The organism is Plantactinospora veratri (assembly GCF_036421995.1).
GTDB lineage: Bacteria > Actinomycetota > Actinomycetes > Mycobacteriales > Micromonosporaceae > Plantactinospora > Plantactinospora veratri.
Map to the genome: position 1 here is coordinate 19620 of NZ_JAZGQL010000027.1, position 21954 is coordinate 41573.

Sequence of the window (21954 nt, forward strand, 5' to 3'; positions counted from 1 at the left end):
ACCGGCCCCGCCAGCGGAAGACGGCACCCGACGATGCCGGTACCACGCGCCAGGACCGGCCGTCCGGAGCCCGGCGAGCCGACCTGGGAAATCCGCGAGGAGGGCCTCGGCCACCGTGCCCTGGCCGACCTGGAGTCCGTCTTCGCGCTGGCCAACGGCCGGCTCGGGGTACGCGGCACGCTCGAGGAGGGCGGCGTCAGCGGCAACCCCGGCACCTACCTCAACTCGTGCTTCGAGGAGTACGACCTCAGCTACCCGGAGAACGGCTACGCCTTCCCGGAACAGAACCAGGTGCTGGTCGGGGTGCCGGAGGGAACCCGGTTCCGGCTCTTCGTCGACGGCCAGCCGGTCGAGCCGACGGCCGACGGCACGCACCGGCACGAACGCGTCCTCGACCTGCGCGCCGGCATCCTCCGGCGGTCGTTCGGCTGGACCGCCGGGTCCGGTGCGGCGGTGGAGGTGCGCAGTACCCGGCTGGTCTCGTTCGTCCACCCCGGGGTGCTGGCGATCCGGTACGAGGTCGCCGCCACCGACCGACCGGTCCGGATCCGGCTGCACTCGGAACTGCGGGCCAACCCGGCCCTGCCCGAACGGGACAGCGACGACCCGAGGGCCCCGAACGTCCTCGAACGCCCGCTGCTGTCGCAGCGGCACACCGCCGACGGTCTCGGCGGTCTCCTGGCCCACCAGACCCGGCGCAGCGGCCAGCGGATCGTCGCCACCGTCACGCACCTGCTCGACGGGCCGCCGCGAGCCGAGGCCGACGTCGACACCGGCCCGGATCTGGTGCGGGTCGCCGTCGAGGCCGAACTCGCGCCGGGGCAGCGGCTCCGGGTCACCAAACTCGTCGGGTACGCCTCGTCCGGGCAGCGGCCCCTCGACGAGCTGATCGCGGAGGCGACCACGGCACTCGCGGAGGCGAACCGACGTGGCTGGGCGGGACTCCGCGCCGACCAGCGGGGCTATCTCGACCGGTTCTGGGACGACGCGGACGTGGTCGTCGATGGCGACCCGCAGCTTCAGCAGGCCGTACGGTTCGGGCTGTTCCACGTGCTACAGGCCAGCGCCCGGGCGGGACAGCGTCCGTTGCCGGCCAAGGGGCTGACCGGCAACGGCTACGACGGCCACACCATGTGGGACGCCGAGACGTTCGTGCTACCGGTACTCAGCTACCTGCGGCCGGAGGCGGTCGAGGCGACGCTGCGCTGGCGGCACGCCACCCTCGACCGGGCCCGGCAGCGGGCCGGCGAACTGCGGCTGGCCGGGGCGGCCTTTCCGTGGCGGACCATCGACGGCCGGGAGTGTTCGGGATACTGGCCGGCCGGGAGCGCCGCCCTGCACGTCAACGCCGACATCGCCGCGGCGGTGCTGCGGTACGTCGCCGCCACCGACGACCTCACGTTCCTGCACGACGCCGGGCTGGAGCTGCTGGTCGAGACGGCCCGGCTCTGGAACCGGGTGGGCCACTTCGACGACGCGGGCGGATTCCACATCGACGGCGTGACCGGGCCGGACGAGTACACCGCGCTCGGCAACGACAACCTGTTCACCAACGTGATGGCCCGGCACAACCTGCTCGGGGCCGTCGCCGCCGCCGGCCGGCTGCCGGAGCGGGCCCGGCAGCTCGGCGTCGCGCAGGCGGAGCTGTCCGCCTGGCGGAGGGCGGCCGAGGCGATGCACCTGCCGTACGACGCCGGACGGGGGGTGCACCAGCAGTGTGCCGGGTTCACCGCGCTACAGGAGTGGGACTTCGCCGGCACCCGATCCGACGAGTACCCGCTGTTGCTGCACTACCCCTACCTGGAGCTGTACCGGCGGCAGGTGATCAAGCAGGCCGACGTCGTACTCGCGATGCAGCACTGCGCCGAGCTGTTCACGCGAGAGCAGAAGGCCCGCAACTTCGACTACTACCACCGGCGTACCGTCGGCGACTCGTCGCTGTCGGCCAGCGCGCACGCGATCCTCGCCGCCGAACTGGGGCACCTGGAACTCGGCTACGCCCATCTCGCCGACTCGGCCTTGCAGGACCTGCACGACTTCCCGGAGCAGAGCCGCGACGGTCTGCACATCGCCGCGCTCGCCGGCGTCTGGCTGGCGCTGGTGACGGGCTTCGGCGGGCTCCGTGACCAGGGCGACGAACTCGCGTTCGCGCCCCGGCTGCCGGCGGCGCTGACCCGGTTGGAGTTCTCGCTGCGCTGGCGGGGTTGTCGGCTCCGGGTCACCGTGACCGGTGACTCGGCGACGTACCTGCTGCGGGACGGGACCGACGAGGCGGGGATCCGGCTGCGGCACCATGGCACGCCGCTGCGCCTGCGGCCGGGTCGGTCCCGCCGCCTGCCGTTGCCGGCACTGTCCGACCCCGGCCCGGAACCCCCCGCACCGCCGGGCCGGGCTCCCCGACGCCGCACGGCCGGGCAGCCGGTGACCGCCACCCGGCCGGCCGGGTCGGACGCGGACGAGGCCGCGCCGCCGCCGGCCCGGCCCGGTCCGACGGCTCCGGCAGCCGGGTGACGCCGCTGCCGACGGCCGGTCGGGCACGCGAACGCCGCCCGGGGCCGCCGGTTGCCGGGCGGTTGCCGGCGGCGGGCCCCGGACGGCGCCGGGAAAACGTTACGACCGGGACGGGGAACGTTACGACCGGGACCCGGACAGGTCACCCGGGCCGGTAGCCAGTTCGGTGGCCTGGCCGGCGGCCAGCGGGGACGCCACCCGGTCCCGGGCGTTCTCTGAACCCGAACTCCCGCCGTCCGGCGCCACCTCCCCGTCGTAGTTGTAGACCCGGTACGTGCCGTCGCCGACTTCTCTGGTCGCCGTCGTCCGGATGTACCGGTGGATCAGTCCGTCAATCTCCAGCTCGATCAGCCCGGCGTCGCCGGCCGCGACGAGGCTCTCGTCTCGCGGGCCGCCGATCAGGATCGAGTCGTCATGTGTCGTCATGACTGCCCACTACCCAGCGTCGGAGCTGTTCACTCACCCCTTGCCCGGCCTGGTCGCCGGTTCAGCCGTTACCGCCGAGGGCCGGCAGGACGTGCTTGGCGTAGAGCGCGAAGAGTCCCTGGTAGTGCGGTCCGGTGTTGGCCACGTAGACCTCGTCGAAGCCGGCCTGGGCGTATCTGCCGATCATCTCCAGGTGGGCTTCCGGGTCGTCACCGCAGACGAACGCCTGCTTCACCTGGTCCTGGGTCACCAGTTGGGCGGCCTGTTCGAAGTGCCGGGGCGAGGGCAGCACCTGAGACAACTCGCCCGGCACTCCGGCGTTGGGCCAGCGTTCGTACGCGATCCTCGCGCCCTCCTCGACGCTGCTGGCGTACGCCGCCTTGAAGCCGGCCTGGCACGGTTTGTCGCCTCCGCCGTTGGCCCGGAACCGGCTGACCAGCTCTCCGTCCGGGCTGACGCTGATGTAGCCGTCGCCGATCCTGGCGGCGAGGTCGACGGCCTTCGGCCCGAAGCCGGAGATGTAGATCGGCGGCGGGGTCTCCGGCCGGGTGTAGATCCGGGCGTTCTCGACCCGGTAGTGCTTGCCCTGGTGGTCCACGAACCCGCCCTGCCACAGTTCGCGGATCACCTCGACGGCCTCCTCCAGCATCTCCAGCCTGGTGGCGGCGTTCGGCCAGGCGTCGCCGAAGATGTGCTCGTTGAGCGCCTCGCCGGTGCCGACACCGAGCACGAACCGGCCGGAGTGCAGCACCGCGGTGGTCGCCGCGGCCTGGGCGATCACCGCCGGGTGGATCCGGACCGTGGGACAGGTGACGGCGGTGGTGACCGGCAGCGAGCAGACCTGGCTCAGCGCGCCGAGCATCGACCAGACGAACCCGCTCTGCCCCTGCGCGTCCACCCAGGGGTGGTAGTGGTCGGAGATCCAGAGTCCCTGGAAACCCGCCGCCTCCGCCCCGCGTGCCTGCTCCAGCAGTTCGGCCGGGGTGTACTCCTCACTGGACAGGAAGTAGCCGATGCGCATGCCGTCCTCCTCGAATAGGGGTGCCCTCGCCCTACCCGGATCGTCGGAGAATCAGTCATCGCGACCGGATCGTCGGCACCGGGCGGAGTACCGGGGCGACGGTCCGGACGCCAGACGGTGCGGACGCCAGACGGTGCGGACGCCAGACGGTGCGGACGCCAGACGGTGCGGACGCCAATGGGCTCGACGGCGCCGGTACCGTCGAGCCCGGGTTCGGGGCGGGCGGCCGGCTCGGCGGAGGTGCCGTCCACCCGGTGTGGTGCGTTCGGGTCAGCCCTGCGAGATGGCGTCGACCAGGTCACCGACGGGACGGTCCGGCAGCGCCCGTGCGACGTCGGCCACCGCGACCACCCCGACCAGGTCGTGCCCGTCGATCACCGGCAGCCGGCGCACCTGGTGGCTGCCCATGGTGCGGAGGATCTCCTCGGCGTCGTCGTCCGCTCCGATGGTCACCGGCTTGCCCTGGGCGAGTTCTCCCGCCGTCACGCTGCCGGGATCACGCCCCTGGGCGAGTACCTTGACGACGATGTCACGGTCGGTGAGCATGCCCTTCAGCCGGTTGTCACTGCCACAGATCGGCATCGAGCCGACACCGAGTTCCGACATCCGGCGGGCGGCCGTCAACATGTCGTCATTCTCGCCGACACAGGTGGGATTCGGCGTCATGATCTCGCGTGCGGTTGTCATAACAGATCACCTCTTCTTGGGACGGGCTTGCGGTCCTCCTACCCAGAAGCTGCGGATTCGATGCGGGTCGTCGCATCGGCGACGGGCGATCCGGCACAGCCGCGCCGGCCGGTGGTCACCCCTTGCGGCCGGTGGTGGCGATGCCCTCGACGAAGTGCCGTTGGGCCAGGAAGAACAGAATGATCATCGGTACGGTGGCGATGACGCTGCCGGCGAGGACGATCTCCCACTGTTGTTCGCCGCCGTACCCGAACCGGTCCAGCAGTACCTTCAGTCCCCGGGGCAGGGTGTACAGCTCCTCGTCGCGCAGATAGATCAACGGCTTGATCAGGTCGGTCCAGCTCGCCTTGAACTCGAAGACGAACGCCACCAGCAGCGCGGGCCGGATCAACGGGAACGCCAGTCGCCAGAAGAGCTGCGGATAGCTGGCCCCGTCGACCCGGGCCGCCTCGAAGTACTCCCTGGGCAGCGAGAGCAGGAACTGCCGGATCAGGAAGATGTAGAACGCCGACCCGAAGAGGTTGCCGGCCCAGAGCGGCACCTGGGTGCCGGTGAGGCGCAGTTCCGACCAGATCAGGTACGTCGGGATCATGGTGACCGCGAACGGCAGCATCATGGTGGCGAGGACCAGACCGAACAGCAGGTTCCGGCCGGGGAACCGGAAGTAGGCGAAGCCGAACGCGATCCAGGCACTGGAGACGGTGACCGCCGCCGCGGCGGCGACTCCGACCACCAGGCTGTTGAACAGCCAACTCAGCAGCGGTATCGCCGACCATGCCTCCGAGTAGTTCTCCGGGGCGAAGGGCAGCGGCAGGAGCCCGGCGGAGAAGATGTACTCGCGCGGGCGCAACGAGGCGGTGACGAGCCAGGCGAACGGGAGCAGGAAGAGCAGCGCCGCGCCGACCAGCGCGAGGACGAACGGCAGCCGGCGCCACCAGGAACGGGCGGTCGCCCGCTCCGGCGCCGCCCCGGCCCGACCGGGGGACAGCGCTCCCCCGTGGGCCGGCGGTACGACGAGGGCGTCGCCGGCCCGGGTCGCGGTCTCGGTCATCGGTCCCGCCCCTCGTAGTAGACGAACCGCCGGGAGAGCCGTACCTGCACTGCCGTGATGGCGAGGATCACCAGGAAGAGCAGCCAGGCCATCGCCGAGGCGTAGCCCATGTGCAGGAACTGGAACGCCTCCTGGAAGAGCCGGATCACGTAGAACGTCGCCGCATCGGAGTTGAACGCCTTCTGCGTCTCCCGGTTCCCGAAGTACATCGTGTAGACCTCGGTGAACATCTGGATCGAGGCGATCGTGTTCACGACGAGGGTGAAGAAGAGCGACCCCGAGATCATCGGTACGGTCACGTGCCGGAAGCGCGCCCAGGCTCCGGCTCCGTCGATGTCCGCCGCCTCGTACAGGTCGCGCGGCACGTTCTGCAACGCGGCGAGGTAGATCACCACGGTCGAACCGAGGCTCCAGAGGCTCATCAGGACGATTCCCGGCATCACCCAGTCCGGGTCGGTGGTCCAGGCCGGGCCGTCGACGCCGACGGCCGCCAGGCCCCGGTTGACGAGACCGTCCTGGGTGTTGAGCAGCAGCAGGAACAGCACCCCGATCGCCACCGCCGGAGTCATCACCGGCAGGTAGAAGACGGTACGGAAGAAGCCCTGCAACCGGCCGACCCGCAGCAGCAGCATCGCCAGGCCGAGCGAGACCGCCATCGTGAGCGGCACGTGCAGCACGGTGTAGTAGAGCGTGTTGGTGAGGCTGCGCAGCACCGTCGGGTCTTCGGCGATCCGCCGGTAGCTGTCCAGCCCGGTCCAGGTCGGCGCGCTGACCACGTCGTACTCGGTCAGGCTGAGCCAGAGGCTGGCCAGCATCGGGCCGGCCTGGAAGACCAGGAGGCCGACCAGCCAGGGCGCGATGAAGACGTACGCCCAGCGCATCTCGTGGCGGGCCAGCGGCTTCATCCGGCGGCGCCGGCGGGGCCCGGCGGCCCGGTCGGCCGCCGGGACCTCGACGGTGGTGGTCGCCATCGTCGGTCTACTTCGCGGCCCGGTCCAGCGCGGCGGTCGCCTCGGACTGCGCCCGGCGCAGCGCCTCGGCCGGGTCGCTCTGCCCCGACAGCACCCGGTTGACCGCGTCCATCCACGCCTTGTCGAACTCCGCGCCGGCCCGGGACGCCGGAACGGTGAAGGCGTGCTCCTGCACGGAGAGGATGGTCTGTACGGCGCTGTCGAACCGGGGATTGCCGCTGGGGCGGTAGATCTCCGACATGATCCGGCGATCCGCCTCCGCGTTGCCGGTGTAGAGGCCGGTGAAGGGCGCCCCGCTCGCCTGCCGGGCGGTGACCCGCGCCTTCGCCGCCGCCACCCAGGTCTCGGTCGCGGTCATCTGCTTGGCGAACTCGCAGGCCGCGTCGGGATTCTTCGCGCCCTTCGGGATCGCCCAGCTCTGGCCGGTGACCAGGGTGAGCGGCTTGCCCTGCCGGTCGACGAAGGGCTTGACGACCAGTTGCGCGTCCGGGGTGTTCTTGGCCACCTGGTTGAGGAACCAGTCCTCCATCGGCCAGACCCCGAGCTGGTGCCGGGCCAGCGGGCTGTCCGCGCCGAAGAAGTCGAAGGTGTCTCGGAAGCCCTTGAACCTGTCCCAGCCGGCCTGCCGCTGGAGCAACCCGTACGTGGTCTGCAGCGCTTCCAGCACCTTGGGGTCGTCGAGCCGGGCGGTCCGCCCGTCGGCGGAGAGCAGGTCGGCTCCGTTGGCCTTGGCCCAGAGCGGCAGGAACTCGGGGATCTTCGGGTCGATGCCGATCCGGGTGAGACGGCCGTTCGAGACCCCGGCGAGCCGGTCGGTCAGGGCCGGCAGCCCGGCCCAGTTCGCCAGGTCGACCTGGTCGGGGGTGAGGCCGGCCTGCCGGAGTACGGCCTCGTCCAGGTAGACGACGCGGACGCTGTAGAACTCGGGGATGCCGTAGAGGACACCGTCCAGGGTGGCCTGCTGGCGGGCCACCGGCCGGTACTGGTCGAGGTCGATGCCGTGCTCGCGCACGCAGTCGGTGAGCGGGGTGACCGCGCCCCGGGTGGCGTAGGTGCCGATCAGCTTCCGGTCCAGATAGACCAGATCCGGCGGGTTGCCGTCGGCGACCGCCGAGAGGAACTGCTGCTCGTCGAAACCACCCTCGGTGATCTCCACAGTGATCTCCGGGTGTGCCTGCTTGAAGGCGTCGACCCGGCTGGTGGCGATCTCGTCCGAGAGGCTGAAGCCGAGGGTGGTGAGCCGGCCGGACCCGCCGGTGCCGCCGTCGTCACCGGTGCCGCCCACCCCGCCGCAACCGGTGACGCCGAGCAGCAGCGCCAACGTCGCCGCCAGGCCCGGGTATCTGCGCATGACGCCCCCTCCCCCGCGTTCCCGGCCGACCCGGGCAACGCGGCGGGTGACTACTTCCACCGGGCCGTCCCGTTGAAACGCTCGACCGGTTCCTCCCGCGTGATCTGCACCATCTCCCGTCGGCGGGGGCGCGGCGGGCACGACCACCGGGTGACTCTCCGCGACCTGGGGCGTGACCCTGCGGAGTAGGTTCGGCGTCAGGTGTCACCTGGGACGGCGACGCGGGTTGGCGCATCGGGCACTCGGGTAGCACTTCCGCCATCCCCAACTGTCGACGGGAGGCGGACACGGTGAAGGCGTTGACCTGGCAGGGCAAGCGTGACGTGCGGGTGACGGAGGTGCCGGACCCACGGATCGAGGAACCGACCGACGCGGTCATCCGGGTCACCTCGACCGCCATCTGCGGCTCCGACCTGCACCTCTACGAGGTGCTCGGCGCCTACCTGGAACCGGGCGACATCCTGGGCCACGAGACGATGGGCATCGTCGAGGAGGTCGGCTCGGCGGTGGACCGGCTCCGTCCCGGTGACCGGGTGGTCGTGCCCTTCAACATCTCCTGTGGCTCGTGTTGGATGTGCGAGCGCCAGCTCTACGCCCAGTGCGAGACGACCCAGGTCCGGTCCGAGGGCAAGGGCGCGGCGCTGTTCGGCTACACCTCCCTCTACGGCTCGGTGCCGGGCGGCCAGGCGGAGTACCTGCGGGTCCCGCACGCGCAGTTCGGGCCGGTCAAGGTGCCGGCGACCGGTGCGGACGAGCGCTACCTCTACCTCTCCGACATCCTGCCCACCGCGTGGCAGGCGGTGCGGTACGCCGACGTACCGCCGGGCGGCACGCTCGCCGTCTTCGGTCTCGGGCCGGTCGGGCAGTTCTGCGCCCGGGTCGGCCGCCATCTCGGCGCCGCCCGGGTCATCGGGCTCGACCTCGTGCCGGAGCGGCTGGCGATGGCCCGGCGGCACGGCGTGGAAACGGTGGACGTCAGCGATCTCGACGACGTGCCGGGCGCCCTCATCGACCTGGTCGACGGCCGGGGGCCGGACGCGGTGATCGACGCGGTCGGGATGGAGTCGCACGGCTCCCCGTGGGGCAGGCTCGCCCAGACCACGGTCGGCATGCTGCCGGACGCGGTGGCGCGGTCGATGACGGACCGGTTCGGAGTGGACCGGCTCAGCGTCCTGCACGCCGCGGTCAAGTCGGTACGCCGGGGCGGCACCGTCTCCCTCTCCGGCGTCTACGGTGGGGAACTCGACCCGATGCCGCTGATGGAGATGTTCGACCGCGGCGTCCAACTGCGGATGGGACAGGCACACGTACGCCGCTGGACCGACGAGATCATGCCGCTGCTGGCCGGGGAGGACGATCCGCTCGGCGTGCAGGACCTGCGTACCCATCGGCTGCCGTTGGATCGGGCGGCCGAGGGCTACGAGATGTTCCAGAAGAAGACGGACGGCTGCATCAAGGTGGTGCTGACCCCGTAGCGACGTCGACGCCGGCCCCGCAGCGACGCCGGTCCCGCGCCCGTGCGGTACGGGTAACGGTTTAGCGCGGGGCCGGCGGGGCATCATCCGACCCGACAGACTCGCGGCGGGCTCCGCGGCCGGCGCCGAGCGTCGCGGCGGACCGTTTCTCAGACCATCAGGGAGCACCGACATGACCGACACCTCCGGCCGGCCGCTCGCCCTGGTCACCGGCGCATCCACCGGCATCGGCTACGAGTTGGCGAAGGAGTTCGCCCGGCACGGCTTCGACCTGGTCGTCGTCGCCGAGGACGACCGCATCCGCGAGGCCGCCCGGGACGTCGAGGCGCTCGGCGTCACCGTCGAGCCCGTACAGGCGGACCTGGCGACGCCCGACGGCGTCCAGCAGGCGTACGACCGGGTCCTCGCGACGGGTCGCCCCCTCGACGCCCTGGTGATCAACGCCGGTATCGGCGTCAACGGCAGGTTCGCCGAGACGGACCTCGCCGACGAACTGCGGCTGATCGACCTCAACGTACGGTCGGCGGTGCACCTGGCCAAGCTCGGGATACCGCAGATGGTCGCCCGGGGCACCGGTCGGGTCATGTTCACCTCGTCGATCGCCGCCACCCAGCCCGGGCCCTTCGAGGCCGGGTACGCCGCCTCCAAGGCGTTCCTGCTCTCGTTCTCGGAGGCGCTGCGCAACGAACTGGAGGATTCGGGGGTCACCGTGACCGCGCTGATGCCGGGGGCGACCGAAACCGAGTTCTTCGACCGTGCCGACATGCGCGACACCAGGCTCGGTGCCGGCCCGAAGGACGACGCGGCCGAGGTGGCCCGGCACGGGTTCGAGGCCATGATGGCGGGCAAGGACCACGTCGTCGCCGGTTCGGTGCACAACCGGCTGCTCGCCGGCGCGGCCAAGCTGCTCCCCGAGCGGGTCAAGGCGGAGTTGCACTCCCGGCTCTCCCGGCCCGGGTCGGCGGGCGACTGAGCCGCCCGGCCGAACCAACCCCCGACTGAGCCCCCGACCGAACCGGACGGGCCACTGGGCGGGCCGGGCGGCACCGGTCCGCAACTTTCACCCCCACACCGCCGTCCACCACCCGGTTCGGGACAGAAGGGCCGACCGGTGCGATCCCGTCGACTATCACCGTCGCCCCTGGTCAGGGGGCGCGAAAGGTCGGTAGCAGTCGGTATATCAGCCGATCAGCGGGGTAACCGGCCGCCGACACCGCGGGCGAAGCTGGGGGCGGATATGACACAGCACAGTAATGCCGACCCGGCCGGTGACGGTCACCGGTCGAAGACCCAGGTTGCGCGGCATGGCGCCACCGAGACCGGACAGCGGTTGGCACAGACCGGAGGCGGTCTGGCGCACAATGCCGCCGATAGGGGCCGGGACGTCGCCGCCGAGGCGGGACGGCAGGCCAACGAGCTGATGGGGCAGGCGTCGGCCCAGCTCAAAGAGCAGGCCAGCGCCCAGCAGCATCGCGCGGCGTCCGGTCTGCGGGCGCTCGGCGACGAGCTGCAGGCGATGTCCGAACGCAGCGAACAGCAGGGGGTCGGCAAGGACCTGGTCCGGCACGCGGCCGACCGGGTCCAGCGGGCGGCCCAGTGGCTCGACCAGCGTGAGCCCGGGATGGTACTCAACGACGTGCGCGACTACGCCCGCCGCAACCCGGGACTCTTCCTGGCCGGGGCCGCCGTCGCCGGTGTGCTCGCCGGCCGGCTGACCCGGACCCGGGACGCGTTGCAGGGTGGCGGCGGAACCGAGCCCCATCCGGACGGACGGCGGGCCGAGGCCGGCCATCCCGACGCGGCAACACTCGGACAGCCGTCCGGGATGACCGGTCCGCCGCAGGCCGGGCCGCCGCACGGCAACCCGGAAGTCGGCCAGCGCGGCGGGGACGGACGAGCCAGCGAGGTACGGCGGTGAGCGTCTCGGCGGGTGGTCTCGGCGCGGACCGGGAGCAGGACCCCACCCGCGCCTCGATCGGCGAGCTGCTCGGCGCCGTCACCCGCGACACGTCGACCCTGGTCCGCCAGGAGATCCAGTTGGCGAAGCTGGAGCTGCGGCAGGAGGCGCGCACCGCCGGCCGGGTCGCCGGGATGTTCGGCGGCGCCGCGCTGGGCGCGCTGATGGTGCTGCTGTTCCTGTCGTACGCCCTCTGGTGGGGGTTGTCGAACGTGATGGACCAGGGCTGGGCGGCTCTGGTCGTCGCGGGAGTGTGGGCGGTGATCGCCGCCGTTCTCGTCGGGGTGGCCAGGCGCCAGGCGCGCAGTCTCCGGCCGCTGCCGCAGACGTCCGAGTCGATCCGGCGGATGCCTTCCGCCATGCGTGACGGGACACACCATCGATCGGGGGGACAAGGATGAGTACGGACCCAGGCTCGATCCGAGCCGACGCCGACCGCACCCAGGATCGCCTGGGCGAGAACCTGAGCGCGCTCGGCGACCGGATGAACCCGCGCAACATCGGCGACCGGGTGAACCCGCGCAACATGGCGCACCACCAGGCCAGCCGGGCCCGAAACGCCTGGCAGCGGATCCGGGACTCCGTGATGGGTACCGCCGAGCATGCCCGCCAGGACGTGGCCGGCGCGGTCGACCGGACCCGGGAGGGTGCCCAGCAGGCCCGCGGCGGAATGCAGCGGGCCCGTGAGACGTCGCAGGCCGGGATCTCCTCGGCCGGTCACCGGATCCAGGAGCTGGGACAGCAGACCCGGAAGATGCCGGAGGGGCACCCGCTGGCCGCCGGTCTCGTCGCGTTCGGGCTCGGGGTGCTCGCCTCCGCGCTGCTGCCGGCGAGTTCGCCGGAACGGCGGGCGGTCGGCCGGATCCGCGACGAGGTCGCCGAGCATTCCGACCAGATCAAGCAGCAGGCCAGCGGCATCGCCCAGCAGGCACAGCAGAACCTGCGCGGGCCGGCCCAACACGCCGTCGAGTCGGTCCGTTCTCGCGCCGGCCAGCACGCGGGCGAGATGCGGGATCAGGCGCGCTCCTCGGCGGAGGATCTGCGCGGGCAGACCCAGGAGACGATGGGCGAGGTACGGCGGCGCTGACCGCGTCGGCGTACTCCACGCCGGACATCCGGTCGGCCGGGCAGCGGGACGCCCGGCCATTCCGGGGTGGTGGAGTCAGTCGCCGAGCAGGGCCAGCACCGCCTGCTCGGCCGACTGGCCGGACGTTCCCGCCAGGGGTCCGAGCCGACCGTCCCGGTAGAGGTCGAGCAGCCGGGGGTCGACGTACGAGGCCCGGGCCACCGCCGGGGTGTTGCCGAGCAGGTCGGCCACCTCCCGCATCACCCCGGCCACCACCCGCCGCCGCTTCGCCTCGGAGTTGCGCGGTCCGGCCGCACAGAGCCGGGTGGCCGCGAGTACGGTGGCGTGCCAGGTACGGAAGTCCTTCGCCGTCATGTCGGTACCGCTGGCCTCGCGGAGGTAGTCGTTGACGTCCTCGGCGCGTACGTCCCACCAGCGCCGCCGCTCCCAGTAGCCGAAGAGCCGCTCCCGGCCCCGGCGCCGCCGCCGCAGGCTGCGGAGCACCTGGCAGACCTCGGGATCGGTCACCCGTCGGCTCTGCTCCACTCCGCCCTTGGCCGGGAACTCCAGCACGACGCAGCCGCCGGCCCCCCGGGCGTGCTCCGGGCGCAGTGTGGCGACACCGAAGGTCGGCGCCTCCCCGGCGGCGTACTGGTCGCTACCGACCCGGAACATTCCCAGGTCGAGCAGGCGGGCGATGGTGGCCAGCACCCGGCCCCGGGTCAGGCCGCGCTCGCGCAGATCGTGGTCGACCTGCTTGCGGAGCTGGCCGAGGTGTCCGGCGACCTCCAGGACGTGCGCGAACTTCTCGCGGTCCCGCCGCTCCCGCCACACCGGGTGGTAGAGGTACTGCTTGCGGCCGGCCTCGTCGATCCCGGTGGCCTGGATGTGCCCCCGAGGGTCAGGCGAGATCCACACCTCCCGCCAGGCTGGCGGGATGGCCAGGCCACGTAGCCGGCGGAGCTGCGCCGGGTCGGTGATGGCCCGTCCGCCGGAGTCGAGAAACGTCACCCCGCGTCCCCGTCGGCGGCGGCCGTAACCGGGCGCGCCCAGGTCAGCGCGACGCAACTTCATGGTTCACCATCGCTGCCATGCCGGCTGTTCTACCCCCGGCCCGGCTCGGGCACTCCAGGTCTTCGCCGGACCGCCGACACCAGCGGCGATCCCATCCACCAAAATGGATTTCCGGTTACCTCTGCGGTCTCCTGGGTAGCTCCTATGACGAGAAGCAGACAGGAGGCGCAGAATGCCCGACCGGGCGCAATACCACGTGATCCCCGAAATCAACTGCTGGAAGGTGGAACGCGACTCGTCCGTCGTCGGCCGATACGGCAGCAAGGAAAGCGCGATCGTCGCCGGTCGCAAGGTGGCCCGGGCGAATCGGCCGAGCCGACTCGTCGTACACCGGCCCTTCGGTCAGATCGAAATGGTGCACACCTACCAGCACGACCCCGTTCCGCTGCCCGGGTGCTGATTCCGCCCGCCCGCCGCCGGGCAACCCCCTCCCGTTCATTCGGCTACGACACGCCGTGACCAGGTTTTCCGCGAACCAGGGCCGGGAAGCATCGCCCGGGCAGGAGGGATTTCCTGATCCGGGAAGAGCACCTCCTCCGAAAGGAGGTATCGGCATGGGACAGCAGACCATCACACCAGGTCGGGCCGGAGCGCGTCGCACCGCCGACCCGCAGCCGGCGCACCGGCTCCGTCGCTGGCTGCGGGACAACGCGCTGGCCGTGACGATGTTCGGCGCGTTCCTGTTCTTCCTCGTGCTACAGAGCTTCTTCGGCTGGCAGACCCGCAACGACGAGCTGATCCAGGCCGGTGCGCGGCCGGAGGGCTATCTCGGCTACCTCGGTACGGGGCACTTCGCCGAAGCGGTGTTCGAGAACTGGGAATCGGAGTTCCTCCAGATGGGCGCGTACGTGCTACTCACGGTCTATCTGGTGCAGCGCGGTTCCGCCGAGTCCAAGCCCGATCCCGACCAGGACCGGCCCGGCGACAACCCGACGAAGGCGAAGTCGAACTCCCCCTGGCCGGTACGTGCCGGTGGCCTGTTGCTGGCGCTCTACCGCAACAGCCTCTCCATCGCGCTCTTCCTGCTCTTCGGCGCCTCCTTCGTGCTGCACCTGCTCGGCGGGACCGCCGAGTACAACGAACAGCAGATGCTCGACTCCGGTGCGCCGCCAATCACGGCGTGGCAGTTCCTCGGCAGCAGCGAGTTCTGGTTCCAGTCGATGCAGAACTGGCAGAGCGAGTTCCTCGCCGTCGGCACACTGATAGTGCTCAGTATCTTCCTCCGCCAGCACGGTTCACCGGAGTCGAAGCCGGTCAACACCCCGCACCACGAAACCGGGGCGTGACAGCCGGCGGTCCGATCGGGAGCGGCTCTCCGCTCCGATGGCGCAGCCACCGGTGTCATGATTCGCTCGACACGTGTTGTGGACCCGCAACTTCTCGTACTATCTGGTGGCTCGGGCGGTCTCGCTCTTCGGCGACGCGATGCTCGTGGTCGGCGCCGGGTTGGCGATCGGGGGGCTCTACGGCGCGAGTGGCGTCGGATTCGTGCTCGCCGCCTGGATGATCCCGTTCCTGGGCTGCATCCTCTTCGGCGGCGTACTCGCCGACCGGTTCAGCGCCCGCCCGCTGATGGTCGGCGCCGACCTGACCCGGATGCTCGCCCAGGCCGTCGTGGCCGCCGCGTTCTTCCTCGGCACGCCGCCGCTGTGGCTGCTCCTGCTCTGCTGGGCGGTCAGCGGAGCCGCCGCCGCGATGTTCCAGCCGGGTGTGAACAGCATGGTGCCGATCGTGGCCAGCGACGTGCAACGGGCGAACTCCACCATCAAGGTCGCCAACTCCCTCGCCGAGATGCTCGGCCCGGCAACGGCCGGCCTGCTCTTCGGCTTCCTGGGCGCGGGCCCGGTCTTCACCGTCGCCGTCGGTGCCTTCGCCGTCAGTGCCGCCTGTCTCGCCGGGTTGCGCCTGGGCCGGCTTCCGGTGGCCGGCACCGGCAGGTCCATGCTGCGCGACCTCGCCGACGGCTGGCGGGAGTTCCGGTCCCGTACCTGGATGTGGAACGTCATCCTGATCTGGGCCGTCTACGGGATCCTGCTGTTCGGTCCGCTGATCCCGCTCGGCGCGGTGCTGATCAGCCAGCGTCTGGGCGCCCCGGCGTACGGCTGGGTCCAGTCGGCCGTCGCCGTCGGCACCATTCTCGGCGGGCTCGGTGCCCTGCGCGTCAAGCCGCACCGGCCGCTGGCCGCCGGCGCGGTGATGATGTTCGGTTACGGGCTACTGCCGCTGGCGATCGCCCTGCACGCACCACTGACGGTGCTGATGGCCGCGGCGACGGTCAACGGCCTGGCCTGGGCCTTCTGGTCGATCATGTGGCAGACCAGCGTGCAGACCCACATACCGCCCCAGTTGCTCAACCGGGTCACCTCGTACGAGGTGCTGGGCTCGAACGGGAGCCTGCCGATCGGTCAGGGGCTCTCCGGTCCGGCGGCCGGCCTGGTCGGTGCCGAACGGGTCCTCGCCACCTCGGTCGCGGTCGGCGTGCTCGGCTGCGTCGCCCTGCTGCTCGCCCCGGCGGTACGCGGGCTGCGCCGCGTCTCCGGTCCACCAGCCGCCGGGGCATCCCCGGCGGCGGCCCGGGCAACCCCGCGCGCGGGCGTCGAGTCCGGCTGACGGGTCGGCCCGATCGGTGGCGATGCCGGCAACCAGGGAGTGGAGACAGCCAAAAGCTTTTGTTAGGTTCCTACAAACAGGGGTGCGTACTGTTCGGTGCGTACGACATGGCGCCGCCGGCCGCCAGGCAGCAGGGTGATCACTGCCGGGGGCAGCCGTCCCGTGGCGAGTTGATCGTGGGTCTACCGGAGGGGTCGGTCGGGTGTTCAGCCGTATCGCCATCGTCAACCGTGGTGAGGCCGCGATGCGGCTCATCCACGCGGTCCGAGAGCTGGCTGCGCAGACCGGGACGCGGATCGAGACCATCGCGCTCTACACCGACGTCGACCGTACCGCGACCTTCGTCCGGGAGGCGGATCTCGGCTACTACCTCGGCCCCGCCTCCGCGCGCCCCTACCTCGACATGGCGGTGCTGGAGCAGGCGCTCGTCCGGTCCGGCGCCGACGCCGCGTGGGTCGGTTGGGGCTTCGTCGCCGAGGACCCGGCGTTCGCCGAGTTGTGCGAAAAGCTCGGGGTCACCTTCGTCGGCCCGAACCCGGACGCCATGCGCCAACTGGGCGACAAGATCGGCGCGAAGCTGATCGCCGAGGAGGTCGGGGTACCGGTCGCGCCCTGGAGTCGCGGCGCGGTCGATACCCTCGACGCCGCCCTGGCGGCGGCGGCCGAGATCGGCTACCCGCTGATGCTGAAGGCGACCGCGGGCGGCGGCGGGCGCGGCATCCGCGTGATCACACGCGATTCGGAGCTCTCCGACGCCTTCGAGCGGACCCGCCAGGAGGCGGCGCGGGCGTTCGGCAGCGGCGTGGTGTTCCTCGAACGCCTGGTCACCGGTGCCCGACACGTCGAGGTCCAGGTGATCGCCGACGGCCAGGGCACCGCGTGGGCGCTCGGCGTCCGCGACTGCTCGGTGCAGCGACGCAACCAGAAGGTCATCGAGGAGTCCTCCTCGCCGGTGCTCAGCCCGGCGCAGACCGCCGAACTCAAGGCGTCGGCCGAACGGCTCGCCGTCGCGGTCGGTTACCGGGGCGCGGCGACCGTCGAGTTCCTCTACCACCCCGGTGACCGCCTCTTCGCGTTCCTGGAGGTCAACACCCGGCTACAGGTCGAGCATCCGATCACCGAGGCCACCACCGGGTTCGACCTGGTCAAGGCGCAACTGCACGTCGCCTCCGGCGGACGGCTGGAGGGCGGGCCGCCGGTGGAGCGCGGGCACGCCATCGAGGCCCGACTGAACGCCGAGGACCCCGACCGGGACTTCGCGCCCTCGCCGGGCCGGATCGTGCGGCTGGACCTGCCCGCCGGACCGGGCATCCGGGTGGACACCGGCGTCAGCGAGGGTGACACCATCCCCGCCGACTTCGACTCGATGATCGCGAAGATCATCGCGTACGGGCGGGACCGCGACGAGGCGCTCGGCAGGCTTCGCCGGGCGATGGCGGAGACCACGGTGGTCATCGAGGGCGGCGCGACGAACAAGAGCTTCGTCCTCGACCTGCTCGACCAGTCCGAGGTCGTCGACGCGAGCGCGGACACCGGCTGGATCGACCGCGTCCGGGGCGCCGGCCGGCTCGTCGCGCACCGGCACTCCGCCGTGGCGCTGGCGGCGGCCGCGATCGAGACGTACGAGGAGGAGGAGCGCGTCGAGCGGCGGCGGCTGCTGGCGACGGCGTCCGGCGGGCGCCCGCAGGTGCAGCACTCCAGCGGCCGGCCGTTGGACCTCAAGCTGCGTGGGGTCGGCTACCGGCTGCGGGTGGCCCGGATCAGCCCGCACCGGTTCCGGGTCGGCATCGAGACGGGCGGCGGCGTCCGCACCGCCGACGTCGAACTCGACCGCTTCGACCGGCACAGCGGACAGATCGTCGTCAACGGCAACCGGTACCGCCTGCTCACCGGGACGCACGGGCCGGTCCACCTGGTCGAGGTGGACGGCGTGACGCACCGGGTCAGCCGGGACGAGGGCGGTGTCGTCCGCTCCCCGATGCCCGCGCTGGTCGTCGCCACGCCGCTGCCGGTCGGCGCCGAGGTCGAGGCGGGGGCACCGGTACTGGTGCTGGAAGCCATGAAGATGGAGACGGTGCTGCGGGCGCCGTTCCGGGCCCGGCTGAAGGAATGTGCCGTCTCGGTGGGCAGCCAGGTGCAGGCCGGCGCGCCGCTGCTGCGGCTGGAGCCGCTCGGCGAGGGGGCCGACGAGGGTCCGGCCGCCGCCACCGTCGAGCTGGACCTGCCGGCCGCGCCCCGGGAGATCCCGGCCCGGCAACGCGCCCGGCGCGGCCAGGAGAACCTGCGCGGCCTGCTGCTCGGCTTCGACGTCGACCCGCACGACGACCGCCGGGTGCTCGACGACTACCTCGCCACCCGCCAGCTGGCCATCGAGGAGGGTCACCGGCCGCTGGCCGAGGAACTCGACCTGGTCAACGTCTTCGCCAACCTCGCCGAGTTGAGCCGCAACCGGCCCTCGGGTGAGGACGGTGGCGGCGAGGCGCACGTGCACAGCGCCCGGGAGTACTTCCACACCTACCTGCAGAGCCTCGACGTCGAGCGGGCCGGACTGCCGAGTGCCTTCCAGGCCAGGCTCGCCCGGGCGCTCGAACACTACGGTGTCACCGAACTGGAGCGCTCCCCCGCGCTGGAAGCCGCCGTGTTCCGGATCTTCCTCGCCCAGCAACGCGCCTCCGCCGACGCCACGGTCGTCGCGACGCTGCTGCGCGCCTGGCTGCGGGAGCCGCCACCGGACGAGACGCTGCGCGAGCCGGCCGGTCTGGCCCTGGAGCGGCTGGTGGCCGCGACCCAGGTCCGCTTCCCGGTGGTCGCCGACCTCGCCCGCGGCGTGGTGTTCGCCTGGTTCGCCCAGCCGCTGCTGCGCCGCAACCGCGCCCTGGTCTACGCCCGGGTCCGCAAGCACCTGCGCCACCTGGACGCCCAGCCCGACGCGGCGGACCGTGCCGAGCGGATCGCCGAGATGGTACGCAGCACCGAGCCCCTGGTCCGGCTGCTCGGCCAGCGGCTCGTCCGCGACGACCTCGACAACGCGGTCATGCTGGAGGTGCTCACCCGGCGGTACTACGGCAACAAGGGGCTCACCGGCGTCGACACCCGCCAGGTCGCGGGCTGCACGTTCGTGGTCGCCCGGCGGGCGGACTCGAGCCTGGTCTCCGCGGCGGTACGTTTCGACGCGCTCGGCAGCGCGCTGCGCGGGCTCGCCGAGGTGGCCGGCGGCGAGGACTCGGTCGACGCCGACCTCTACCTTGCCTGGGAGAACCAGCCGACGGACTTCGACGCGATGGCGGCGGGGCTGCTGGAGGTCATCGGCGCGCATCCGCTGCCGCCGCAGGTCCGCCGGCTCACCACCACCGTCGCGGGGCGGCACGGGGCGGTGATGCACCACCACTTCACGTTCCGCCCGTCGCCGACCGGGATGGCGGAGGAGCGGCTGATCCGCGGCCTGCACCCGTACATCGCGCAGCGGATGCAGTTGGAGCGGCTGCGCGAGTTCGACCTGACCCGGCTGCCCTCCTCGGACGAGGAGGTCTACCTCTTCCAGTGCGTGGCCCGGCAGAACCCGTCCGACGAGCGCCTCGTCGCGTTCGCGCAGGTGCGCGACTTGACGGAGCTGCGCGAGCAGGACGGCCGGCTGGTCTCGCTGCCGACGACCGAGGACACCGTCGCGGCCTGCCTCGACTCGATCCGCCGGGCACAGGCGCGTCGACCCTCGAAGACCCGCTTCAACACCAACCGGATCGTGATCTACGTCTGGCCGCCGAGCGCTCTCACCCGGGAGGAGATGGAGATGCTCGCCGGGCGGGTACGCCCGACGACCGCGGGCGCCGGCTTGGAGGAGATCCTCTTCATCGCCCGGCAGCGTGACCGCCGGACCGGCGCGCTGACCAAGATCGCCGTACGGATCTCCTTCGACGCCACCGGCGGAGCCGAACTGACCGTCGGCGACCCGCCGGTCGACCCGGTCGAGCCGCTCGACGACTACCGGCTGAAGGTGCTGCGGGCGAGCAGCCGCAACACCGTGTACCCGTACGAGCTGACCGGCCTGCTCGGCGACTTCGTCGAGCACGACCTCGACGGCGACCACGCGCTCGTACCCGTCGACCGGCCGAAGGGCCGCAACAGCGCGGCGATCGTCGCCGGTGTGGTCAGCACACCGACGGTACGGCACCCGCAGGGCATCACCCGGGTGGTGCTGCTCGGCGACCCCACGAAGTCGCTGGGTGCGCTCTCCGAGCCGGAGTGCCGTCGGGTGATCGCCGCACTGGACCTGGCCGAGCGGATGCGGGTGCCGCTGGAGTGGTACGCCCTCTCGGCCGGCGCCCGGATCTCCATGACCTCGGGCACCGAGAACATGGACTGGGTCGCCGCCGCACTCAAGCGGATCGTCGAGTTCACCCAGCACGGCGGTGAGATCAACATCGTGGTCGCCGGCATCAACGTCGGCGCGCAGCCCTACTGGAACGCCGAGGCGACGATGCTGATGCACACCAAGGGCATCCTGGTGATGACGCCGGACTCGGCGATGGTGCTCACCGGCAAGCAGTCGCTCGACTTCTCCGGCGGCGTCTCGGCCGAGGACAACTTCGGCATCGGCGGCTACGACCGGGTGATGGGGCCGAACGGGCAGGCGCAGTACTGGGCGCCGAACCTGACCGCCGCCCGGGACGTGCTGATGTCGCACTACGAGCACACCTACGTCGCGCCCGGCGAGGAGATGCCACGGCGCGCACCCAGCAGCGATCCGATCGACCGCGACATCTCCGACTTCCCGCACGCCATGCCGGGCAGCGACTTCAGCACCGTCGGCGAGATCTTCTCGGCAGCGGCGAACCCGGACCGGAAGAAGCCGTTCGACATCCGGACGGTGATGCGGGCGCTGGCCGACCAGGACCACCCGGTGCTGGAGCGCTGGGCGGGGATGGCCGACGCGGAGACCGCGGTGGTGCAGGACGTGCATCTCGGCGGCATCCCGGTCTGCCTGCTCGGCATCGAGTCACGCACGGTGCCACGGCGCGGCTTCCCGCCCACCGACGGCCCGGACACCTACACCGCGGGCACGCTCTTCCCGGCTTCCTCGAAGAAGGCCGCGCGGGCGATCAACGCGGCCAGCGGCAACCGGCCGCTGGTGGTGCTGGCGAACCTCTCCGGCTTCGACGGCTCGCCCGAGTCGATGCGGAAGCTGCAACTGGAGTACGGCGCCGAGATCGGCCGGGCGATCGTCAACTTCCGTGGCCCGATCGTGTTCTGCGTGATCTCGCGATACCACGGCGGCGCGTTCGTGGTGTTCTCGAAGGCGCTCAACCCCGAGATGACCGTACTGGCACTGGAGGGCTCCTTCGCCTCGGTGCTCGGCGGGGCGCCGGCCGCTGCCGTGGTCTTCTCCGGTGACGTCGACGGTCGCACCGCCGCGGATCAGCGGGTGCGGGACCTGGAGGCACGCGTCGCGTCCGCGTCCGGCGCCGACCGTGCCGCGCTGACCGCGGAACTCGACGAACTCCGCGCGTCGGTGCGCGCGGAGAAGCTCGGCGAGGTGGCCACCGAGTTCGACCGGGTACACAGCATCCAGCGCGCCGTCGAGGTCGGCTCGGTCGACGCCGTCATCCGGGCGGCCGAACTGCGGCCACGCGTGATCGAGGCCATCGAGTCACGTCTGCCGCGACCGGCCGGGGACGGCATTCACCCCGGCCAGGACGCGACCGGGGCGGCGCTGGCCGACTGAGGCCGGGGCGACGCCGACGAGCCGTACCCGAAGGG

Annotated in this window: 17 protein-coding genes; 10 read left to right on the forward strand and 7 right to left on the reverse strand. The window is 71.7% G+C overall.

What is annotated here, in order from left to right; all coding sequences use genetic code 11:
* Positions 1–33 precede the first annotated feature (33 nt).
* Positions 34–2511: a glycoside hydrolase family 65 protein gene (locus tag V1634_RS27150; RefSeq protein ID WP_331208347.1), complete on the forward strand. Its 2478-nt coding sequence runs from the start codon at positions 34–36 to the stop codon at positions 2509–2511.
* Between the two features lie 120 nt (positions 2512–2631).
* Here V1634_RS27150 and V1634_RS27155 read toward each other — a convergent pair whose 3' ends face one another.
* From V1634_RS27155 to V1634_RS27180, 6 genes are all read right to left on the reverse strand, one after another.
* Positions 2632–2937 (reverse strand): hypothetical protein, encoded by a 306-nt coding sequence (locus V1634_RS27155; RefSeq protein WP_331208348.1) that lies wholly within the window; start codon positions 2935–2937, stop codon positions 2632–2634.
* A gap of 61 nt (positions 2938–2998) precedes the next feature.
* Entirely contained in the window at positions 2999–3958 is a 960-nt protein-coding gene (locus tag V1634_RS27160; protein WP_331208349.1) for a TIGR03557 family F420-dependent LLM class oxidoreductase, read from the reverse strand.
* A gap of 270 nt (positions 3959–4228) precedes the next feature.
* Entirely contained in the window at positions 4229–4645 is a 417-nt protein-coding gene (locus V1634_RS27165) for a CBS domain-containing protein (RefSeq protein WP_331208350.1), read from the reverse strand.
* 115 nt (positions 4646–4760) lie between these two features.
* Entirely contained in the window at positions 4761–5696 is a 936-nt protein-coding gene (locus tag V1634_RS27170) for a carbohydrate ABC transporter permease (protein WP_331208351.1), read from the reverse strand.
* On the reverse strand, positions 5693–6667 hold the full coding sequence (locus V1634_RS27175) for a carbohydrate ABC transporter permease (protein WP_331208352.1): 975 nt from the start codon (positions 6665–6667) through the stop codon (positions 5693–5695). The genes V1634_RS27170 and V1634_RS27175 overlap by 4 nt, the downstream gene beginning before the upstream one ends.
* A 7-nt stretch (positions 6668–6674) precedes the next feature.
* The gene (locus V1634_RS27180; RefSeq protein WP_331208353.1) at positions 6675–8018 is read right to left on the reverse strand and encodes an extracellular solute-binding protein; all 1344 of its coding nucleotides are present in this window, start codon (positions 8016–8018) and stop codon (positions 6675–6677) included.
* Positions 8019–8308: 290 nt separating this feature from the next.
* Here V1634_RS27180 and V1634_RS27185 point away from each other — a divergent pair, with 290 nt between their 5' ends.
* The 5 genes from V1634_RS27185 (at position 8309) to V1634_RS27205 (ending at position 12537) form a co-directional block, all read left to right on the forward strand.
* Positions 8309–9493 carry a zinc-dependent alcohol dehydrogenase gene (locus V1634_RS27185; protein WP_331208354.1) on the forward strand — a complete coding sequence of 395 codons (1185 nt, stop codon included), beginning with the start codon at positions 8309–8311 and terminating at the stop codon, positions 9491–9493.
* A 172-nt stretch (positions 9494–9665) separates the two neighbouring features.
* Complete coding sequence (locus tag V1634_RS27190) at positions 9666–10466, forward strand: SDR family NAD(P)-dependent oxidoreductase (RefSeq protein WP_331208355.1); 801 nt, start codon at positions 9666–9668, stop codon at positions 10464–10466.
* Between the two features lie 357 nt (positions 10467–10823).
* Positions 10824–11411, forward strand: coding sequence for a hypothetical protein (locus V1634_RS27195; RefSeq protein WP_331208356.1), 588 nt, complete (start codon positions 10824–10826; stop codon positions 11409–11411).
* On the forward strand, positions 11408–11851 hold the full coding sequence (locus V1634_RS27200; protein ID WP_331208357.1) for a phage holin family protein: 444 nt from the start codon (positions 11408–11410) through the stop codon (positions 11849–11851). The genes V1634_RS27195 and V1634_RS27200 overlap by 4 nt, the downstream gene beginning before the upstream one ends.
* A complete protein-coding gene (locus V1634_RS27205; protein ID WP_331208358.1) occupies positions 11848–12537 on the forward strand; it encodes a DUF3618 domain-containing protein in 690 nt (229 codons plus the stop codon). The genes V1634_RS27200 and V1634_RS27205 overlap by 4 nt, the downstream gene beginning before the upstream one ends.
* Positions 12538–12612: 75 nt before the next feature.
* Here V1634_RS27205 and V1634_RS27210 read toward each other — a convergent pair whose 3' ends face one another.
* The gene (locus V1634_RS27210; protein ID WP_331208359.1) at positions 12613–13590 is read right to left on the reverse strand and encodes a DNA topoisomerase IB; all 978 of its coding nucleotides are present in this window, start codon (positions 13588–13590) and stop codon (positions 12613–12615) included.
* Between the two features lie 172 nt (positions 13591–13762).
* Between V1634_RS27210 and V1634_RS27215 the strand changes: the two genes are divergently transcribed.
* The 4 genes from V1634_RS27215 (at position 13763) to V1634_RS27230 (ending at position 21919) form a co-directional block, all read left to right on the forward strand.
* Positions 13763–13990, forward strand: coding sequence for a DUF2188 domain-containing protein (locus V1634_RS27215; RefSeq protein WP_331208360.1), 228 nt, complete (start codon positions 13763–13765; stop codon positions 13988–13990).
* 154 nt (positions 13991–14144) lie between these two features.
* A complete protein-coding gene (locus V1634_RS27220; protein ID WP_331208361.1) occupies positions 14145–14876 on the forward strand; it encodes a DUF6766 family protein in 732 nt (243 codons plus the stop codon).
* 73 nt (positions 14877–14949) lie between these two features.
* On the forward strand, positions 14950–16200 hold the full coding sequence (locus tag V1634_RS27225) for an MFS transporter (RefSeq protein ID WP_331208362.1): 1251 nt from the start codon (positions 14950–14952) through the stop codon (positions 16198–16200).
* Positions 16201–16402: 202 nt separating this feature from the next.
* The gene (locus tag V1634_RS27230) at positions 16403–21919 is read left to right on the forward strand and encodes an ATP-binding protein (RefSeq protein WP_331208363.1); all 5517 of its coding nucleotides are present in this window, start codon (positions 16403–16405) and stop codon (positions 21917–21919) included.
* Positions 21920–21954: the final 35 nt, after the last annotated feature.

Coding starts and splice junctions, on each gene's coding strand:
- V1634_RS27150 (WP_331208347.1), top strand. CDS start 34: ATGCCGGTACCACGCGCCAGGACCGGCCGTCCGGAGCCCGGCGAGCCG.
- V1634_RS27155 (WP_331208348.1), bottom strand. CDS start 2,937: ATGACGACACATGACGACTCGATCCTGATCGGCGGCCCGCGAGACGAG.
- V1634_RS27160 (WP_331208349.1), bottom strand. CDS start 3,958: ATGCGCATCGGCTACTTCCTGTCCAGTGAGGAGTACACCCCGGCCGAA.
- V1634_RS27165 (WP_331208350.1), bottom strand. CDS start 4,645: ATGACAACCGCACGCGAGATCATGACGCCGAATCCCACCTGTGTCGGC.
- V1634_RS27170 (WP_331208351.1), bottom strand. CDS start 5,696: ATGACCGAGACCGCGACCCGGGCCGGCGACGCCCTCGTCGTACCGCCG.
- V1634_RS27175 (WP_331208352.1), bottom strand. CDS start 6,667: ATGGCGACCACCACCGTCGAGGTCCCGGCGGCCGACCGGGCCGCCGGG.
- V1634_RS27180 (WP_331208353.1), bottom strand. CDS start 8,018: ATGCGCAGATACCCGGGCCTGGCGGCGACGTTGGCGCTGCTGCTCGGC.
- V1634_RS27190 (WP_331208355.1), top strand. CDS start 9,666: ATGACCGACACCTCCGGCCGGCCGCTCGCCCTGGTCACCGGCGCATCC.
- V1634_RS27205 (WP_331208358.1), top strand. CDS start 11,848: ATGAGTACGGACCCAGGCTCGATCCGAGCCGACGCCGACCGCACCCAG.
- V1634_RS27210 (WP_331208359.1), bottom strand. CDS start 13,590: ATGAAGTTGCGTCGCGCTGACCTGGGCGCGCCCGGTTACGGCCGCCGC.
- V1634_RS27215 (WP_331208360.1), top strand. CDS start 13,763: ATGCCCGACCGGGCGCAATACCACGTGATCCCCGAAATCAACTGCTGG.
- V1634_RS27220 (WP_331208361.1), top strand. CDS start 14,145: ATGGGACAGCAGACCATCACACCAGGTCGGGCCGGAGCGCGTCGCACC.